15 protein-coding genes and 1 tRNA gene are annotated in these 17,870 nt (G+C 67.4%); 14 read left to right on the top strand and 2 right to left on the bottom strand.

The genetic code is table 11. The features are described 5' to 3' along the window. Positions 1–361 precede the first annotated feature (361 nt). The 9 genes from ACIBEJ_RS42580 (at position 362) to ACIBEJ_RS42620 (ending at position 9,563) form a co-directional block, all read left to right on the top strand. Positions 362–1,291, top strand: coding sequence for a hypothetical protein (locus tag ACIBEJ_RS42580; RefSeq protein WP_397188658.1), 930 nt, complete (start codon positions 362–364; stop codon positions 1,289–1,291). A 79-nt stretch (positions 1,292–1,370) separates the two neighbouring features. Continuing rightward, the gene (locus ACIBEJ_RS42585; RefSeq protein ID WP_397188659.1) at positions 1,371–2,312 is read left to right on the top strand and encodes a hypothetical protein; all 942 of its coding nucleotides are present in this window, start codon (positions 1,371–1,373) and stop codon (positions 2,310–2,312) included. Positions 2,313–2,464: 152 nt separating this feature from the next. After that, positions 2,465–3,337 carry an ImmA/IrrE family metallo-endopeptidase gene (locus ACIBEJ_RS42590; RefSeq protein ID WP_397188910.1) on the top strand — a complete coding sequence of 291 codons (873 nt, stop codon included), beginning with the start codon at positions 2,465–2,467 and terminating at the stop codon, positions 3,335–3,337. 80 nt (positions 3,338–3,417) lie between these two features. After that, a complete protein-coding gene (locus ACIBEJ_RS42595) occupies positions 3,418–4,446 on the top strand; it encodes a hypothetical protein (protein ID WP_397188660.1) in 1,029 nt (342 codons plus the stop codon). Positions 4,447–4,932: 486 nt separating this feature from the next. After that, complete coding sequence (locus ACIBEJ_RS42600) at positions 4,933–5,619, top strand: hypothetical protein (RefSeq protein ID WP_397188661.1); 687 nt, start codon at positions 4,933–4,935, stop codon at positions 5,617–5,619. Positions 5,620–5,801: 182 nt separating this feature from the next. After that, positions 5,802–6,659, top strand: a complete 858-nt coding sequence (locus ACIBEJ_RS42605) for a DNA methyltransferase (protein ID WP_397188662.1) — start codon at positions 5,802–5,804, stop codon at positions 6,657–6,659. 9 nt (positions 6,660–6,668) lie between these two features. Continuing rightward, the gene (locus ACIBEJ_RS42610) at positions 6,669–7,526 is read left to right on the top strand and encodes a TRM11 family SAM-dependent methyltransferase (RefSeq protein WP_397188663.1); all 858 of its coding nucleotides are present in this window, start codon (positions 6,669–6,671) and stop codon (positions 7,524–7,526) included. Between the two features lie 229 nt (positions 7,527–7,755). After that, positions 7,756–7,908 (top strand): hypothetical protein, encoded by a 153-nt coding sequence (locus ACIBEJ_RS42615; RefSeq protein WP_397188664.1) that lies wholly within the window; start codon positions 7,756–7,758, stop codon positions 7,906–7,908. After that, positions 7,905–9,563: a recombinase family protein gene (locus ACIBEJ_RS42620; RefSeq protein ID WP_397188665.1), complete on the top strand. Its 1,659-nt coding sequence runs from the start codon at positions 7,905–7,907 to the stop codon at positions 9,561–9,563. The genes ACIBEJ_RS42615 and ACIBEJ_RS42620 overlap by 4 nt, the downstream gene beginning before the upstream one ends. Here the strand turns inward: ACIBEJ_RS42620 and ACIBEJ_RS42625 are convergent. Next, positions 9,545–9,630 (bottom strand) — tRNA-Leu (locus tag ACIBEJ_RS42625). The genes ACIBEJ_RS42620 and ACIBEJ_RS42625 overlap by 19 nt on opposite strands. Before the next feature lie 311 nt (positions 9,631–9,941). Here ACIBEJ_RS42625 and ACIBEJ_RS42630 point away from each other — a divergent pair. Next, positions 9,942–10,523 carry a hypothetical protein gene (locus ACIBEJ_RS42630; protein WP_397188666.1) on the top strand — a complete coding sequence of 194 codons (582 nt, stop codon included), beginning with the start codon at positions 9,942–9,944 and terminating at the stop codon, positions 10,521–10,523. A gap of 205 nt (positions 10,524–10,728) precedes the next feature. Then, on the top strand, positions 10,729–12,708 hold the full coding sequence (locus ACIBEJ_RS42635) for a chaplin family protein (protein WP_397188667.1): 1,980 nt from the start codon (positions 10,729–10,731) through the stop codon (positions 12,706–12,708). A gap of 123 nt (positions 12,709–12,831) precedes the next feature. Here ACIBEJ_RS42635 and ACIBEJ_RS42640 read toward each other — a convergent pair whose 3' ends face one another. Next, entirely contained in the window at positions 12,832–12,999 is a 168-nt protein-coding gene (locus tag ACIBEJ_RS42640; RefSeq protein ID WP_397188911.1) for a DUF5703 family protein, read from the bottom strand. Positions 13,000–13,208: 209 nt separating this feature from the next. Between ACIBEJ_RS42640 and topA the strand changes: the two genes are divergently transcribed. The 3 genes from topA to ACIBEJ_RS42655 all read left to right on the top strand — a co-directional run bounded on the left by topA (position 13,209) and on the right by ACIBEJ_RS42655 (position 17,762). Next, positions 13,209–15,899 carry a type I DNA topoisomerase gene (gene topA / locus ACIBEJ_RS42645; RefSeq protein WP_397188668.1) on the top strand — a complete coding sequence of 897 codons (2,691 nt, stop codon included), beginning with the start codon at positions 13,209–13,211 and terminating at the stop codon, positions 15,897–15,899. A 56-nt stretch (positions 15,900–15,955) separates the two neighbouring features. After that, on the top strand, positions 15,956–17,182 hold the full coding sequence (locus ACIBEJ_RS42650) for a metallophosphoesterase (protein WP_397188669.1): 1,227 nt from the start codon (positions 15,956–15,958) through the stop codon (positions 17,180–17,182). Between the two features lie 70 nt (positions 17,183–17,252). After that, positions 17,253–17,762 (top strand): helix-turn-helix domain-containing protein, encoded by a 510-nt coding sequence (locus ACIBEJ_RS42655; protein WP_397188670.1) that lies wholly within the window; start codon positions 17,253–17,255, stop codon positions 17,760–17,762. The last annotated feature ends 108 nt before the right edge of the window (positions 17,763–17,870 follow it).

The following is a 17,870-nucleotide window of genomic DNA, read 5'->3' on the forward strand; positions in this document are numbered from 1 at the left end:
GCGAGAAAGGCCTCCGCTGGGGCGGACGCACACGCACGAACGCAGCCTGAAGCCAGTCATCCAACCCGGCGATCGTTTCCGGTCACGGCACTAGCTGACCTGCGGCGATAGATGCACCCTGAAGTGACGCTCAAGGAGCGCACCAAGGCCGCCAGCCCTCACCTGACCTGCTGGTATGTGCTCGGCTAAGCGAGCTGTGAAAGTTCTCGTCAAGCCGTCGCGCTACGCCTGACGATGGTGGATGTGGTTGTAACACCTGCGGTCACCGAGCGATGAGACGAGACGTGTGGCTTGTGCCTGGTCTTCCTTGTTGCCGAAGGATTAGGTAAAGCCCGACAGACCTGTGCATACGGGAGCCGTCATGGACGCGTACCGCGAGCTGCAACAGTTCGGTCACTTCGATCAGCTCGGTTTGAAGCTGCTCTTCAAATTGATGCGGGAAGAGGTGCGCCGGTTTCCGGTGCTGGAGCCCGGCTCGGGGTGGACCGAGGACTCGGTGTGGGATCTGGTGCAGAGCTTCTTCGCCGCGAAGGGGCGCCAGGTGACGGCTGCCGTTCTGGCGCAGACAGCCAACCTTCCTTCGATGGAACGCTACCTGCGCAGGTCGATCCGGAACTTCCTTGTGAGCGAGGCGCGCAAGACCCCCGTGGGGTCGGTGCGACGTAAGATTGAGGAACTGCTGGCCGCGACGTTGAAGTTCGAGCAGGTGCCATCCGGTACTCCCGGTGCCGGGCGCTGGCAGTTGGTCGGCGCTCAGTTCGCCCCCTACTCGGGAGAGTTACGGCCATTAGTCGCTGCGGCGTACTCGGTACCTGGAGTACTCGCCGTCCGTTGGTCTGGTGAGCGGCGTGCGCCGCTGGCCAGTGACGATTCGTTGATCGCCATTTTGGAAGCGGTGTTTTCGGCGGCCACCGGCTCGCTTGAGGTAGCCGCGCTCACATGGATCTTTCTGCAGCGTTTCCCAGCCGCAGCGGAGTATGCCGACGCAACTCTTGATCAGACGGCGTTCGACTTGGCTGTCGCGCCGTTCGAGGATCGACCTGATGTTCTCGTCGAGGTCGGAGAGCGAGCTCAAGAGGTGTTTGCCCAGCTGTCCCCGTCGCAGCGGGCTCTGCTGCCGCATCTGAACAAGCCGGCGGGTGACCAGATGCAGGTCTTAGGCGTCGGCCGGACCCAAGCATACGAAGCGGCCAAGAAGCTCAAGGCTGTATTGAGTGAGATGGTGCCCGATGATGACCTGCGCGAGAACGTGATGCTGGAGGTACTACGGCTGTGTTTGGTCAATCCGTAAGGGAGCCCGGACAAATGGGGCCGTTTCGGCGTCAGCCATGGTGTAGGCCGTCAACCCGCTCGATGGAAGGGTGACCGTCGTGACATCCAGTGAGACCGGCCGAGTGCCAGAGCGTCTGGTTGCTCTAGCACAAAAAGCAGCCGCTCCTCAGTTAACCGAGGCGGCGCTGGTACGCCGATTCGGACCCCGCTCGACGTGGCTGCCATTGCGAGGGCAGATCTGGCGTGCTCTCCGTGACGACATCGGTGTGCTGGTGCTGCTCCTTGCCGTCGACACCAACTCGGTGACCGCCGTTCCGGTGACGATCGAGCCCATCGCGGATGATTCCGAAGCCATGCTGATCGAGGGTGAGGTCACTTCTCTCGAAGGTGCAGTAACCGTATGGCCAGGGCTGCGCCGGCAGCTACCGGCCAGCGCGCTGGACAGGCCCGTCGACATGGTGGGCGCCGATCTCTTAGGACGGATCGTCGACCGGGTAACGCGACCAGAAAAGGTACCTGAGGCCGCCACCTCATGGTTGGTCGATCCGGCGTTGTCCGAGGCCAGGGCCGCGTTGGAAGACGATCTGGCAGCGATGGCTGAGGTGACTGCGGCTGAGGCCGAGACAACCGAAACGGAGACCACAAGCGGCATCAACATCGACGCTCTTGAGCCAGAGGCGCTTGATGAGGTCGCCGCTCGGCTGAATGTCCCGCTCCCAGTCGTTCTCGACCTGATTGACGGTAAGCGGGCGACGACGGGTCAAGAGGCCGCCATCATGCGTGAGGTACTCGGCGCCGCACCTACAGCTGCTCCGCCTCCGCTGGGTCTCGTCAGGGAGCTCGACCAGCCTAGGTGGCGAGGCCTGGTCCGGCAGCGCAGGCGCCGGGACGAGCTCACTGACAGTGAGACCCGTCTCGCCATGGCCTATGAGGTCAGTGCGATGGCGGCGCGGCAGACCGGTGATCAAGAACCTTCTTGGCCCGATCGGATCCGCCGATGGGCGGAAGCGCATCAGCTCGATCCGGACGCCGCAGAATGAACGTTCTTCGCGTTGAGGCTGTCGCACAAGCGCGCCGCATGCTGCTACTCCTCGAGAAGAGGTGGCCGGGCGCAGCTGAGCGGCTGAATACTGACGCCCTCAACGAACTCGACACCTGGCCCGACGTGCAGGTCCGCAGGGTCCCTGACGAGATGATCGGGGCGCGATGCTCTGTCGCGGGCGGGTACGTACACTCCACCACCCCACCGACTCTCACCGTGACCGAGTCGCTCAGCCTCCGGCGTCGACAGTTCACTGCCCTCCACGAACTTGGGCACCACCTGCAGAAGACGGACTCCAGGCTGGCCCTTGCGGTTCGTCGGCAGTCGGCGGCCCCTGAAGCGTTTGAGGACGCTGCATGTGACGTGTTCGCCTCGCTGGTGCTCATCCCGGACGACACGCTTCAGCCCCGTCTTGACGGCCGGTCGCCATCCGCCGGCGATGTCGTCTCGTTGTTCGAGCGGACGCAGGCATCCCGTGCCGCCTGCTCTGTACGGATCGCTGAACAGTTGGGCACCGACGGCATTGTCGCAGTACTGGATAGCGCGGGGACCGTATCGTTCGCCGCCACCCATGGCGAGGTCTACCCTCCGGCCCGAGGCTGGAGTCAGGCAGACACGCCGTTGGTCCGGGCGGCCCTGCACCGCCGCACCAACGTGCAGGTCGACGACACCTACGTGCAATACAGATCCGGATCGACCAGCGTTCGGCTCTACGGTGATGCCGCATGGTCGGGCGACTATCTGATCACCGTTGCCGTCCTGGATCGGCCAGGTTGGAAGTCCTTCGCTCTGCCGCGCACCGGTTCCAGCGGTTTCGTCTCTCGGCAGCAATTCTGCGAGGTCTGCGAGGAACAGTTCTTTCCGGCGGAGAATTGCTCGAAGTGCCGCACCTCGCGCTGCCCGGCTGGGCATTGTGCCTGCACTTACGCAGCCGACCGCCAGTGCGAGCGGTGTTTTCTCACCTTGAACCCGAATCAGTTCGCCAGTCCCACGGCGCGGGTGTGTAAGGAGTGCGCGGAGTAGCCGGACGGTCCGGTGAGGTTCGGCGTCAGTAGGTGTGACAGGGGTGAACGACCCCTCTAACACCTGAAGGGACCCTCACCGTGGGTTACACCAACGACTATCTGACGTCCGTCGGCAGCGACATCGCTGCCGACGACGCCGCATTGACCGAGACCCGGGGACGGCTCGCGCTTGTCCGCAAGATCGCGATTGGCTTCCGGGGAGCGCAGCGTACGTACGCTTCTGGGTCTCTGGCCCATCACACCATCAACGACCCGGTCACTGACGGCGACGGAGGCGTTGTCCTGAACCGGAGCTACTACCCTCAGCTCGGCCCGGACGGTGGTGGGGAGGCGCCCAACAGCGTTGCCGCCGATCTGTGTGCTCTGCTTGGGCCCGAGATCCGGAACACCTACCCGAATGCCCGATGCGGAACCTCGAAGCGCGGGCCGAAGATCACTTTCGGCGAGCCTGTTAACGGCCAGGATCCTTCCGTTGACCTGGTCCTCGCGCTCACGCGCCGCGAGGGCAGTGGGCTGTGGATCCCCAATCTGCACATGGATCGCTGGGAGGCCTCCGATCCGGAGAAGCACGTCGAGCTCCTCAACGGTGGCACAGTGGCGCTGCGCCGTACCCGCCGCCGGGTCATCCGGCTGGCGAAGGCATGGAACAAGCAGTGGACCTTGCCGGGGCTTTCCTCATTCCACCTTTCGGCGCTGGCTCTTGAACATGTCACACCGGGCATGAGCGTCGCCACCGGGCTGCACGCCGTTTTCGATGAGGGAGCGACCTTCCTCGCCACCGGGTGCAACACCTCGGACCCCGCTGGCGTCTCCAAGCCTCTGAAGCTGATGAAGGGCGTTACCCGCGAGGCCGTGGTTCAGCGACTGCGTGCCGCCGCCGACGCAATGGCCGACGCTTTGGCCCATGACGACGATGAGACCGCTGTACAGTCCGCCCTGCACAAGGTGTTCCGAAACTATGTCGAGGCACCGGCGAGCGACCAGCTGGCGGCGGTCGTTGCGGCGATGCGGCCCCGCACGCCGATGACCACGGTCGCGCTAGGGCTCTCCGCTCCGGCGGTTGTCATTCCGCCGACTCGGGCATACGGCGGGCGCAGGGCGTCGTGAGACGAGTTCCTTCCTATCGGCACCCCGCCTGGTTCGAGCGTCCGGTGAATCGCCTGCGGCTCATCGCCGACTTGCATGCTGTGGGGCATGACGTCGCTGTGGTGAGGACTCTTAAGGCGAGATCGGTGACCGGGCGGCGAAAGGGGTTCGCCGTCCGGGTCACCCTCACACCCACCGGCCTCGATGCACGACGGGTGACCGTTGCGTTCGCCGTCAACAGCCCAGACACCCCGCAGATCTACGTGCCCGGCCCCGGCTCGCCTCACCGCTACGACGACGGCAGCCTCTGCATCTGGTATCCAGGCGACCCGCCCTCTCAGCGCTGGCGCTGGTACGACGGCGGCGTTGCCCTCGCCGGGCACATCTGTGCTCACTTGATCCGTGAGGCCTGGTGGCACCAGACCGGGGAATGGGTCGGAGAGGAGGTGCCCCACAGTCCACAATCACCCCTCGCGTGGCACGCAGGCTAGGGCCAAGACTGAGAATATGACCGGCCCCACCCCCAACCTGTCCAACGCTGTCGCGCCTGCGGTGCCCACCACAGGGATGCCAACTGTTCAGCCGTCAACCGTAAACATCGCTGTGGCCCCCGCCGTGGGTGACGGCCTCCTCGCCGCAGTGTTGTCCGGCGCGGTTGTCGCCGCCGTGGTGACCGCCATGATCAATTCAGCTCTCGCCCGGCGTAGCACCCGTCTCGAGGAACGGGCACGGGTCCGCAGCACCCTGGCGGAGGCATACCAGGCCTACGCCGACTACAAGGAGTTTCCCTACGCTATCCGCCGCCGTCGTACGGACCAGAAGGAAGCTGAGCGAATCAGGTTGTCAGAGGAACTCCGCAAGGTGCAGTCCCGGATCTCCTACTACCAGGCATGGACCCGAGCCGAGTCGCCAGAGACCGGCGCCGCCTATGGCGAGTTGATTGCCGCAGTGCGCAAGATTGCCGGCGGCGCTATGCACGAGGCATGGAAGGTCCCCGGGCTTGAGGATGACAAGGGCATGAATATTGGCCCCGATCGCGTCGACCTCACGGACTTGGGGGCAGCGGAGGAGAAGTTCATTGCCAGTGTTGAGCAGCACGTGGCTGCGATCACGTCTCCCTGGTGGAAACGCACCGGTACCTTGGCGCGGACATCGGTGTTGGCCCTCAGAGGACGCTCGACTCCCAAGGCTTGATCAAACGTCGGACCGAGTTCCACCGACCTGTGTGGCTCCCTTGGCCCATGGCGACGAAGGGCGGTAGTTGATGCGCCGTCCCGCTGAGCAGGGAGGCTGGAGGATCGAACGCGGTTCCAATCAGCGCCGATCAAGTGGTGTTTCATTTCATGGGAACGGGTGGCCGTCACGGGTCACCGTAAATGAGCAAGAACCATGGACCGCGGTCGAAAGGCTCGCGTGCCGTCGAGAGGCGGTTGGTGCCGCTCTCGGTGTGGCTGTGTTCTGACGCCACGTCCGGAATGTCCAAGGCCAAGGACGGTCCGCGCATTACCGAAGCAGTGTGCGGTCGGCATCATCAGGCTGTAGGGCGAGAGCTGGCGCGGCATCTGATCGAGGCCTGTACGCGTCCGGGCGGGATCGTCACAGACGTCTTCACGATGAGCGAGACGGTGCTCGTGGCGGCGGCGGAGATGGGGCGGCTGGGGGTCGGGTGCGTTCCTCGTTTCCCGGTCGCGCAGCATCTCGTCGGCCGGCTGCGGCAGGTGCTCTCGGCGGAGCAGCGGGCGGCGGTGAGGGTGCGTCCGCACGGGCCGCAGGACCTGCGGGAGGCTCTGCTCGGTTTCGCGGGCCGGGTCGAGTTGCTGATCGCGGCGCTTCCGCCCTATCCCGAATCGGGGCGGCCGGGCGATTCAGCGTTGGTCGCGTGTCCGTTGTGCAGGTCGGAGCGGCCGACGCTCAGCGCGCCGCAACTGGGTCGGTTCCTGGAGGATGCGCGGCATGTTCTCGCGCCAGATGGTCACTTGGCGGTGATCACCACGGCCCGGCATGAGCGGGGTCGGTTGGTGGACCTCGCGCCGGGAATCATCCGGCGCGCAGATGCGGCCGGGCTGGCCTATGTCCAGCACGTCATCGCGGTGCGGGTCCCGGTCGAGGGGGACGCGCTCGTTGTTCAGCCGGGGCCGGCGGAGCTGGCGCAGCTTCGTCGTGTTCAGTCTGCGGAGTTGCCGCCGGTTGCGTCGGTGCACGCGGACGTTCTCCTGTTCGCACGGACAGGCTGAGGTGGTCCGATGAACGAGAACAACGTTTTGCCGTCGGTGCTGGCCACGGGCCAGCTGCAATCGCGGGTCCAGCGGCGCGGCCGGTATATCGCGGAGTCGATGAGACATCCGGGCAAGATGCTCCCGGCGATCGCCTCCCAGGTCATCTCCGCCTTCACCGAGCCGGGGGATCTGGTGGTGGATCCGATGTGCGGGATCGGGACCACGTTGGTGGAGGCGGTGCATCTGGGGCGGCACGCGGCAGGGATGGAGTACGAGGAGGACTTCGCCGGCCTTAGCGCTGCGAACGTCCAGCATGCCCGCTCTCAAGGTGCTGCTGGATACGCCAGGGTGACCTGTGGGGACGCACGGAACATCGCGACCGTGCTCGCGGATCTACGGGGCATGGCCGCGCTGGTGCTGACCTCGCCGCCGTACGGTGTCCGGACGCATGGGCACGTCCGCTGTGGGAGCCGGGAGGGCGGCGGATCGGTCAAGAAGTCGAACCACCGATACTCCACCGACAAGGGCAATCTTGCCCACCGGCCGCTGCCACAGCTGATGGAGGGCTTCGGGCAGATCCTTGCCGGGTGCGGGGAACTGCTGCGGCCCGGAGGAGTGGTCGCGATCACGGTTCGGCCGATTCGGGTCGGTGGTCGGCTCGTGGATCTTTCCGGTCAGGTCATCGATACTGCGGAGGCGGCCGGCCTGGTGCTCACACACCGCCTGGCGGCGTTGCTGTGTGGGCTGCGTGACGGTGGGCTGGTGAATCGGGCGTCGTTCTTCCAGATGCTGGAGGCGTGGAGGGGCCAGGAGAAGGGGCGGCCGGTGTACGCGGCAGCGCATGAGGATCTCCTCATCCTGAGCAAGCGAGGGGGCCAGGGATGAGGCCCGCCTTCTCCGGCAGCGGGTCAAGCACGAGTGGCGCCGGTCTTCATCTGTCCACAGGCTGTGCACGGCCGTCTGCGGCTGGACGGGCGTGTGGTCGTGTCCAGGTGGTGATTGACATCGGCTGTGGAGGCGAGCGGTCATGTAGGCCCGCCGGGGTGGGCGGGCCCGTAGGGCCCGATCCGGTCGCCGGTGGGATGCGGGGGCCCGTTCCGAGCTGGGACGAGTCGTGAGCGGTGCAGAGGTCGGGCTGCGGTTGGTGGTGCCGGGGGAGGAGTTGGAGCTCACCCCCGGCGCGGGCAGCGTGTTGCTCCGAATTCTGCTCAAGGCCGTCGCCCGCGTGAAGCATCCGCAGACCGCGAAAGAGGGGCAGCAGAAATGACCATCAGGTTCGGCTTCTACGGCCGGGTGTCGACCGAGGACAACCAGGATCCAGAAGCGTCGCGGGCTTGGCAGTTGCATCGGGCGCGGGCGCTGATCGAGTCGCGGGGCGGGGAGATCGTCGCGGAGTTCTTCGACGTCGACAAGTCCCGCTCGATCCCCTGGCAGCTCCGGCCGTACGCGGCGGCGTTGATCGAGGAGCTGAAGGACCCGCGCCGAGGCTTCGACGCCGTGGTGATCGGTGAGCCGCAACGGGCCTTCTACGGCAATCAGTACAGCCTCACGTTCCCGTTGTTCGAGCACTTCGGCGTGCCACTGTGGGTGCCCGAGGTCGGTGGGCCGATCGACCCGGTGAACGAGGCCCACGACATGATCATGGGCGTCTTCGGCGGGTTGTCCAAGGGCGAGCGCAACCGCATCAAGATCCGCGTCCGGGCCGCCATGGCGGCGATCACCGCGACGGAGGGCCGCTTCCTCGGCGGACGCCCACCGTACGGGTACACGCTCCAAGACGCCGGACCGCACCCGAACCCGGGCAAAGCCGCTGACGGCCGGAGACTGCGCAGGCTGGTGGCCGATCCGGTCACCTCCCGCGTGGTGCGGTGGATCTACAGCGAGTTTCTCAAGGGACGGGGCTATCTGGACCTCGCCGAAGACCTCACATTGCAAGGCATCCTGTCGCCGTCCGCCAACGATCCCGGGCGGAACAAGCATCGGGATCAGCGGGCGTGGTCGAAGTACGCCGTCCGGGTGATCCTCACCAACCCGCGCTACACCGGCCATCAGGTGTGGAACAAGCAGCGCAAGGACGAGGTGCTGCTGGACGTGGAGAACGTCGCGCTGGGGACGACGACCAAGCAGCGGTGGAACACCAATGACCAGTGGATCTGGTCGGAGCATCCGGTCCACGACGCGATCGTGAGCGTCGAGGAGTACCAGCGGGTCCAGGAGATCCTCTCCAGGCGAGCGAACGGCCAATACAGCCAGCGTCCGCACCCGACCCGGCGCCCGTACGCCTTCCGGGGCGTGCTCTTCTGCGGATACTGCGAGCGCCGGATGCAGGGCAACTGGAACAACCAGCAGGCCTACTACCGGTGCCGCTTCCCCGCCCAGTACGCCATCACCAACGAGCTCGACCATCCGAAGATCGTCTATCTGCGGGAGGCGGAGATCCTGGATGAGGTGGATGGCTGGCTGGGGACCGCCTTCGGGGCGAGCAGGCTGGAGCACACGATCGCGGCCATGGCCCAGCAGGCGATCGACCCGAACGAGGCGGCCCTGATCGGCCTGCGGAAGCGGCTGTCGCAGTGTGATCGGAAAATCAGCCAGTACCGCTCGGCGCTCGACGCCGGAGGTGACCCGGTCGAGATCAGTTCGTGGATCAACGAGACCAAGAGCGAACGCGCCCGTCTGGAGGGGGAGCTGAAGGCCGTTCCGGCCGCGCAGCGCGTCAGCGCCGAGGAAATCCGATCGATGCTCGAGGAAGTCGGCGATCTGGTGCGGCTCGTCGGGGAGGCGGACCCCAACGACAAGGCCGCGCTCTACACCCAGCTGGGCCTGAAGCTCACGTACTACCCCGGAAAGCAGTATGTGGAGGCCCGGATCGATCCGGAACCCCCACATGTGCGTGCGGTGTGTGTCCGAGGGGGGACTTGAACCCCCATGCCCCGCAAAGGGCACTAGCACCTCAAGCTAGCGCGTCTGCCTATTCCGCCACCCGGACTTGGTGCCTGCACGCGGGACCGTCATCCCGCGTCGGCGAGAGAAAGGTTAGCAAACTCTGGGGGGTGCGTCATACATGGTTTCCGTCCAACCCCGTGAAGGGGTTGCGGGGAGCCCCCGGCCAACAAAGAAGGGCATGCCCAAGGGACGGGGATGAGCTGGTCCAGAGGCAGGGTTCTTGACCTCTTCCTGGTTGTCTGGTGAAAAGCCCTTGCGGCAACGTTGGGTGGTGCTACGGTTACGGACCGTTGAGGGGTGAGTCCATGGACCGGCCTCACACGGTGAGGTCGGTTCTGGAGCTTGGGAGGCCACGTGGCACGCACGCCGGTGCAGCAGCAGAGGGCGATCGCCCTGGCTGCGCGGCGCGTGCGCGTGGCCGTTCCCTCGGAGGGCGCGATCGCTGATCGGCAGGACCGGATGGCGCGGTTCGCGGCCGGCGCCGGTCACGTCATCGCCCGGGCAGTCGCGGTCGGGGCCCTGGTGGCCGCCGGATGGCTGCTCGCTCTTCTCTTCGGGATGCTCACCGCCGCTCCGGCGGCGGCCGACACCTCTCATCCCATGCTCGCCGCCGGACCCGTATCGGGTGATTTCCCCACGGCAGGCGACGCCGTCTCGGTCACGGACAATGCCGAGGCGATGGCAGGCCTGACGGTCGACGGGCTGACCAGCCAGTCGACCCCGGGCATGCCCGCACCATCCACCGCCTCCAAGAACATGGGCGCCAATGGGCTGGCCCCCAACGGCGGTGGCAGCGGCCCCTTCGGGCCGAGCGTGGGGGACGTCGCGAGGTCGTCGTTCGACCCGCGCCTCACGGCACAGCGCGCCCCCCTGGCGTGCGTGCTGCCCCCCGTCGTCCGCACGGCGGCGGACGACCCTTCCTTCTCACCTGACTGATCTAACGCGTCATCGGCCGGCCCTGGTTTGAGGCCCGGCGGCGGAGCGTGGGCGAATCCAGAATCCCCTCCGCATGCGAGTCAGTCACAGGTTCGCGTACCCCGTGATCTCCGCTGAGCGTCGCCCCGTCCAGAGGGCGCGCACGGTCTCGGGCTGCCCGCGAATCGTCAGGTAATCCCCCCAAGAACCACTAGGAGCATTCATCATGCGTACGTGGGCAAAGGCATCGGCCCCGGCGGCTCTGCTCGCCGTAGCGGTCATGTCCTTCGGCGGCGGTACGGCTGTCGCCGACACCTCGGGCAACTCATCGGTCGGCGGCGGGAACCAGGTCAACCTGCCCGTCTCCCTGCCGATCGACATCAGTGGCAACGCCGTCGGCGCGGCCGGCCAGTCCAGCGCCACCTCGCAGGGCGGCGCCTCGGTCGAGAACACCGGCAAGGGCGGCATCCCCGGCAAGACGTCGGGCAACAGCAGTGTTCTGGGCGGCAACCAGGTCAACGCGCCGATCAGCGCGCCGGTCAACGCCTGTGGCAACGCGGTCTCGCTGTTCGGCAGCTCCGACGCGGGCTGCAAGGGCGGCGCGACCGTCAAGAACTCCGGCAAGGGCGGCGCCGGCGGCAACAAGACCTCCGGCGACAGCAGCCTGCTCGGCGGCAACCAGGTCACCGCGCCCATCAGCGCCCCGATCAACGCCTGCGGCAACGCGCTGGCGATCTTCGGCGACGCGACCGCGGGCTGCAAGGGCGGCTCGTCGGTCAAGAACACCGGTGTCGGCGCCGGTGGCAACACCACCTCGGGCCGGAGCTCCGCGCTCGGCGGCAACCAGGTGATCGCGCCCATCAGCGGCCCGATCAACATCTGCGGCAACGCGATCGCCGTCTTCGGCCAGGCGTTCGCCGGGTGCAAGGGCGGCTCGTCGGTCACCAACGGCGGCGGCAAGCCCGGTCACGGCTACCACTCCGCGCACGGCAGGGGTTCGAGCGGCAACGACACCGACGGGCGCTTCGGCGCCGGCAGCGGCAACCAGGTCATCGCCCCGGTCAGCCTGCCCATCACGGCCTGCGGCAACGCGGTCGGCAACGCGCCGGCCGGGTGCAAGGGCGGCAGCACCGTCGAGAACACCGCCGCTGGCAGCGGCGCGGGCGGCAACACCACCTCCGGGCGTTCGGGCGTGCTGTCCGGCAACCAGGTCGTGGCTCCGATCACCGCTCCGATCAACGTCTGTGGCAACGCCGTGGCCGCGTTCGGCGAGGCGTTCGCCGGGTGCCGCGGCGGCGTGTCGGTGAAGAACGGCGGCAAGGGCGCCGGCGGCAACACCACCTCTGGCAAGTCGGGTGTCGGATCCGGCAACCAGGTCGTGGCCCCGATCACGGCTCCGATCAACGCCTGTGGCAACGCGGTGGCCGCGCTCGGCCTGGCCGAGGCCCACTGCAAGGGCGGCGCCAGCGTCAACCCGCACAACGGCATCGGCGGCGGTGGCAACACCACCTCGGGCCAGTCCGGCGTGCTCGCCGGCAACCAGGTGATCGCGCCGATCACCGCTCCTGTCAACGTCTGCGGCAACGCGGTGGCCGTCCTGGGTGACGCCGCCGCCGGGTGCCTGGGTGGTTCGCACGTCGGCAAGCCGGTAGACGAGGGTCACGGCTACGATCACTACGCGCGTCCGCGCCAGGGGAGCGTCGCCAAGAACAGCGGCCTGCTGCCCGCCCTGCCCCTTCCCGCTCTGTCGAGCCTGAAGGACGCCGGGAACGTGACCCAGCAGATGCGCTCCGGCGGTCTGCCCCCGCTGCCCGTCGTGGGCGACGTGACCCAGACCCTGGGCCTGCCCGCGCTTCCCGGTCTGCCCGGTCTGCCCGGTCAGCCGGCCACGCCTGCCACGCACGGCAAGACCAACCTGCCGGTCAAGAACAAGAACAAGATCAAGAACCACACCGCTTCCGGCAACCCGCTGTCGGCCCTCGGCCCGGTGGGCGGGCTGGCCTCGGCGACTCCGGTCGGCGGCGCCGTAGCCTCCACCGCGGGCTCGCTGCCCGTCGGCGACCTGGGCCTGATGAGCGCCGCTCAGCCCGCGGGCGTCACGGGGATGAACTCGACCTCGCTGTTCGCACTGGTGCTCGGCGCGATGTTCGCCGCGTCCACGACGCTGTTCGCGACCACCCGCCGGCTGCGGCTCGGCAGGAAGTAGTCCAGGTACGGCTCTCGCTCACAGCCAGTGAGTAAGGAGCGCCAGACGCTTTGCCCGTTCTGGGGGGCGCGGCCCCGGGACGGGCAAAGCCATGTCCACATTCGGCCGCCCGGGGGAAGGAAATCAGAGGGTGCTGCGAACTCGTATGATCTTGCGGCGCAGCCGTACACGGCGGCTTCCGTCGGGGTACAACCGCACGCGGGACAGTTCCCACTGGCCGTATTCGGCGTGTTCGGTCAGCAGTTGACGTGCGGCTTCGCGGGAGGTGTCGGGTGGAATGAAGATATCCATGTAGGAGTAGTCGGGCACAACGATTAGTCTCCAGGGTGAGTCAGGGCGCGAGGCTGCTCGGTGGGCCTTATTCTGCGTCCTTGTGGGTGGACCCGAAAGGTAGTGGGTAGCCCGGGGGAAGGAAAAAACCCGCAATCCGGGTTACCTTGCAGATCTGTGCCGGACTCCGGCAGGGGGAAGCGCGAACGAACAGCGAGGTAGGAAGCAGCGTGCCAGCCAACAACGGCGCCGGCGGAACACGCCTGGTGATCGTCGAGTCGCCCGCCAAGGCGAAGACGATCGAGAAGTACCTGGGGCGTGGCTACGTCGTCGAGTCCAGCATCGGCCACATCCGTGACCTGCCGGAGCGGGCCGACGACATCCCCGAGAAGTACAAGGGGGAGTCGTGGGCTCGGCTCGGCGTGAACGTGGAGCACGAGTTCGAGCCGCTGTATGTCGTCAACGCCGACAAGCGAGCCCAGGTCACCAAGCTCAGGCAGCTCCTGAAGGACGCCGACGAGCTCTACCTCGCCACTGACGAGGACCGCGAGGGCGAGGCCATCGCGTGGCACCTGCAGGAGGTGCTGAAGCCCAAGGTGCCGGTGCACCGCATGGTCTTCCACGAGATCACCAAGCAGGCGATCCAGGAGGCCGTCGCGAACCCGCGCACCCTCAACCTGCGCCTGGTCGACGCCCAGGAGACGCGCCGCATCCTCGACCGCCTCTACGGCTACGAGGTCAGCCCGGTCCTGTGGAAGAAGGTCAAGCCTCGGCTGTCGGCGGGCCGCGTGCAGTCGGTCGCGACCCGGTTGGTCGTGGAGCGCGAGCGGGACCGGATGGCGTTCACCGTCGCCAACTACTGGGACCTTTCCGCGCTTTTCGACACGGGCAAGGCCGAGGAGCGTCCGCGTGACTTCACCGCGACGCTGACGACGGTCGACGGCAAGCGGGTCGCGCAGGGCCGCGACTTCGCCTCCACCGGCCAGTTGAAGACGTCCGGGGTGCTGCACCTGTCGGAGGCGGCCGCCGGTGAGCTGGCCGGGCGCCTGCGCGCCTCGTCCTTCCGGGTCAAGTCGGTTGAGCGCAAGCCGTACACGCGCAAGCCTTATGCGCCTTTCCGGACGACCACATTGCAGCAGGAGGCCAGCCGGAAGCTGGGCTTCTCCTCGAAGCACACGATGCAGGTCGCGCAGCGGCTGTACGAAGAGGGATTCATCACCTATATGCGTACCGACAGCATCACGCTGTCGGAGACCGCCATCGCCGCCGCGCGCTCTCAGGCCATCAAGCTGTACGGCGCGGCCTACGTGCCCGACAAGCCGCGGGTATATGCGAGCAAGGTGAAGAACGCGCAGGAGGCGCACGAGGCGATCCGGCCTTCGGGGGAGGAGTTCCGCACTCCCGGCGAGACGGGGCTTTCCGGCGACAAGTTCCGCCTGTACGAGCTGATCTGGCAGCGGACCATCTCCTCGCAGATGAAGGACGCGGTCGGCGAGTCGGTCACCGTCAAGGTGGGCGGCGCGTCGTCGGCGGGTGAGGAGGTCGAGTTCAGCGCCTCCGGCCGGACGATCACCTTCCACGGGTTCCTCAAGGCCTACGTCGAGGGCGCCGACGACCCGTCGACCGACCGCGACGACTCCGAGAAGCGCCTGCCCAACCTGGCCGAGGGCGACGCGCTCGACCTGAGCAGGCTCGACGTGGCCGCGCACGCGACCAAGCCGCCGGCCCGCTACACGGAAGCGACGCTGATCAAGGAGCTGGAGGACCGGGAGATCGGGCGTCCTTCGACGTACTCCTCGATCATCGGGACGATCCTCGACCGCGGCTACGTGTTCAAGAAGGGCACGGCGCTGGTGCCGTCGTTCCTGGCGTTCGCGGTGGTCAACCTGCTGGAGCAGCATTTCGGCAACCTGGTCGACTACGACTTCACGGCCGAGATGGAGAAGGTCCTCGACGACATCGCCAACGATCGCGCCGAGCGGGTGCCCGAGTTGCAGCGGTTCTACTACGGGGCCGACGGCGACGAGGGACTGAAGGAGATGGTCACCGACCTCGGCGAGATCGACGCCAAGGAGATCAGTTCCTTCGCGATCAGGGACAGCGACATCGTCCTGCGTGTCGGTCGATACGGCCCGTACCTGGACAGGGAGGGCTCGCGCGTCAACGTCCCCGAGGACATGACGCCGGACGAGCTGACCGCGGAGAAGGCCGAGGAACTGTTCTCGCGGCCGACGGGTGATCGCGAGCTGGGGCACGACCCGGTGACCGGCAACATGATCGTGGCCAAGGACGGGCGGTTCGGGCCGTATGTGACGGAGATCCTGCCCGCTCCGCCCGAGGACGAGACGCCCAAGAGGCGGACGAAGAAGGCGGACGCCCCCAAGCCGCGCACGAGCTCGTTGTTCAAGACGATGTCGCTGGACACGATCACGTTCGAGGACGCGCTCAAGCTCCTGGAGATCCCGCGGCTCGTCGGCGAGCTGGAGGGCGAGCAGGTCGTCGCGCACAACGGCAAGTTCGGCCCCTACCTGAAGAAGGGGACGGACTCGCGCTCGCTGGCCGCCGAGGACGACCTGTTCACGGTCACGATCGAGCAGGCCAAGGAGCTGTTCGCGCAGCCCAAGCAGCGTGGCAGGGGCCGTGCCGCGGCGGCGGCGCCGCTGCGCGAGCTGGGCGAGGACCCGCACTCCAAGAAGCCGATCGTGGTGAAGGAAGGGCGTTTCGGACCGTACGTCACCGACGGCGAGACCAACGCGTCCCTGCGCAAGGACGACACCGTGGAGGAGATCACCACGGAGCGGGCGGCCGAACTGCTGGCCGAGCGGCGTGAGCGGGCGCCGGCGCCGAAGAAGAAGACGACCACGACCAGGAAGGCTCCGGCCAAGAAGGCGCCGGCGAAGAAGCCGGCCGCCAAGTCCTGAGAGGGCTCTCAGGCGGCGCCGCGCGCATTGTCGGCGCCGCCTCGTAGCATGACCGCGTGGGATTCGCCGTCATGATGATCGTGGTCGTTCTGGCCGTGCACTACTACCTGTGGCGCAGGCTGGTCCGTTCGACCACCGTGCCCGGGCGCTCGCGCCGGGCGCTGACCTGGGCCATGGTCGGCCTGGTCCTGCTCGTGGTGGCGACCTTCATCGGCACCCGTGTGGAGGCCGGGCTGTGGTGGCTGGCCTGGCCCGGTTACATCTGGTTCGCGATGATGTTCTACCTCGTGGTCTTCCTGGTGATCCTGGAGATCCCGCGGGCCGTGGTGAGCCGGTTGTGGCGGCGGCCGGCCGTACCTGAGGTGAAGGAGCCCGTGCTGGTCTCGGGCGGGGCGCCGCCCGAGACGGAGCCCGCGCGGACGTCCGCGCAGACGTCCGGCGACGCGGACGACGTGAGCAGACGGCTGTTCATCGGGCGCACCACCGCGCTGGTCGCGGGCGTCGCGGCCGCGGGGACCGTGGGGTACGGCATGCGCACCGCCCTGGGGCCGCCGGTGATCGAGCCGGTCAAGGTCACGCTGCCGAAGCTCGATCCCCGGCTGGGCGGGCTGCGGTTCGCGGTGGTCAGCGACATCCACCTGGGGCCGTTGACCGGGATCGGGCACACCGAGCGCATCGTCCGGATGATCAACGAGCTCGAGCCCGACGTGGTGGCGATCGTGGGCGACCTGGTGGACGGGTCGGTGGCGGAGCTGGGGGCGCTGGCGAAGCCGTTCCGGAGCCTCGAATCCCGATATGGCTCCTATTTCGTGACCGGTAATCACGAGTACTACACGGCCAACGGGCCGAACGAGTGGGTCAAGGAGCTCGACGGGCTCGGCGTGCGGTCGTTGCGCAACGAGCGGGTGGAGATCCGGCACCAGGGCGCGGTGCTCGACCTGGCCGGGGTCAACGACATCAACGGCGCGTCGATGGACGACGGGCCCGACTTCGACAAGGCGCTCGGCGGGCGGGACGCGGCGCGGCCGACCGTGCTGCTGGCCCACCAGCCGGTTCAGGTCGATCGGGCCAAGGACTACGGCGTGGACCTGCAGCTTTCCGGGCACACGCACGGCGGGCAGATCGTCCCCTTCAACCTGGTGGTGCCGTTGCAGCAGCCGGTGGTGTCCGGGCTGGCCACGGTCGACGGCGTGCAGGTCTACGTCACCAGGGGCGCCGGCTTCTGGGGCCCGCCGGTGCGGGTGGGGGCGCCGCCGGAGATCACGTTGCTGGAGTTGCGCTGACTTCCCCATTCGCCTGACGCACCCACCCTGCCCGGCGTAGTATCCAACCGGATACCGAGGAGGTGGCCGGGTGAGTACGCCTGACGTCAGATTCTGGGCCGAGCGCGGCGGGTTGCTGCTCAAACGGGCCAGACAGGCCGCGAGCATGAACCAGACCGTGCTCGCGGACCTCAGCGGCACGTCGCGCACGACGCTGTCCGCCTACGAGCACGGCCGCAAGTCGCCGACGCTGGAGACCGCGGGCCGCATCCTCGACGCGGCCGGGTTCCATCTGGCGCTGGAGCCGAAGATCGAGTTCACCGAGCACGAGGGCCCCTTCCACGTGCCCGACCGGCTGCCCCGGCTGCCGGCCGAGCGCGCGCTGGCCATGGTCGACTACCCGGTGGGCCAGCGGCGCGACCTGGCCGACAGAGCCGATCGCGGCAAGGTCTACTCCGCCGTGCTGCGCGAAGGAAGCCCCGATGACCTGCTGCGCTACGTCGACGGCGTGTTGCTGGTGGAGCTCTGGGGAGATCTGGAGCTGCCGGAGACGGTGAGAGCCGCCTGGACGCCTCTGGTGCGCGAGTGCCGAACGGCATAGCGATGGGGGCCCATTCGGGGTTTGTGCCCTGCACACGGGCCTCAGGACGTAATACCCTCAGGCGCGAGCAGCCGGGTATATCCGGCTCGTCTCGTGACCTCCCACGCC

Source organism: Nonomuraea sp. NPDC050790, from assembly GCF_044456745.1.
Classification (GTDB): Bacteria; Actinomycetota; Actinomycetes; order Streptosporangiales; family Streptosporangiaceae; genus Nonomuraea.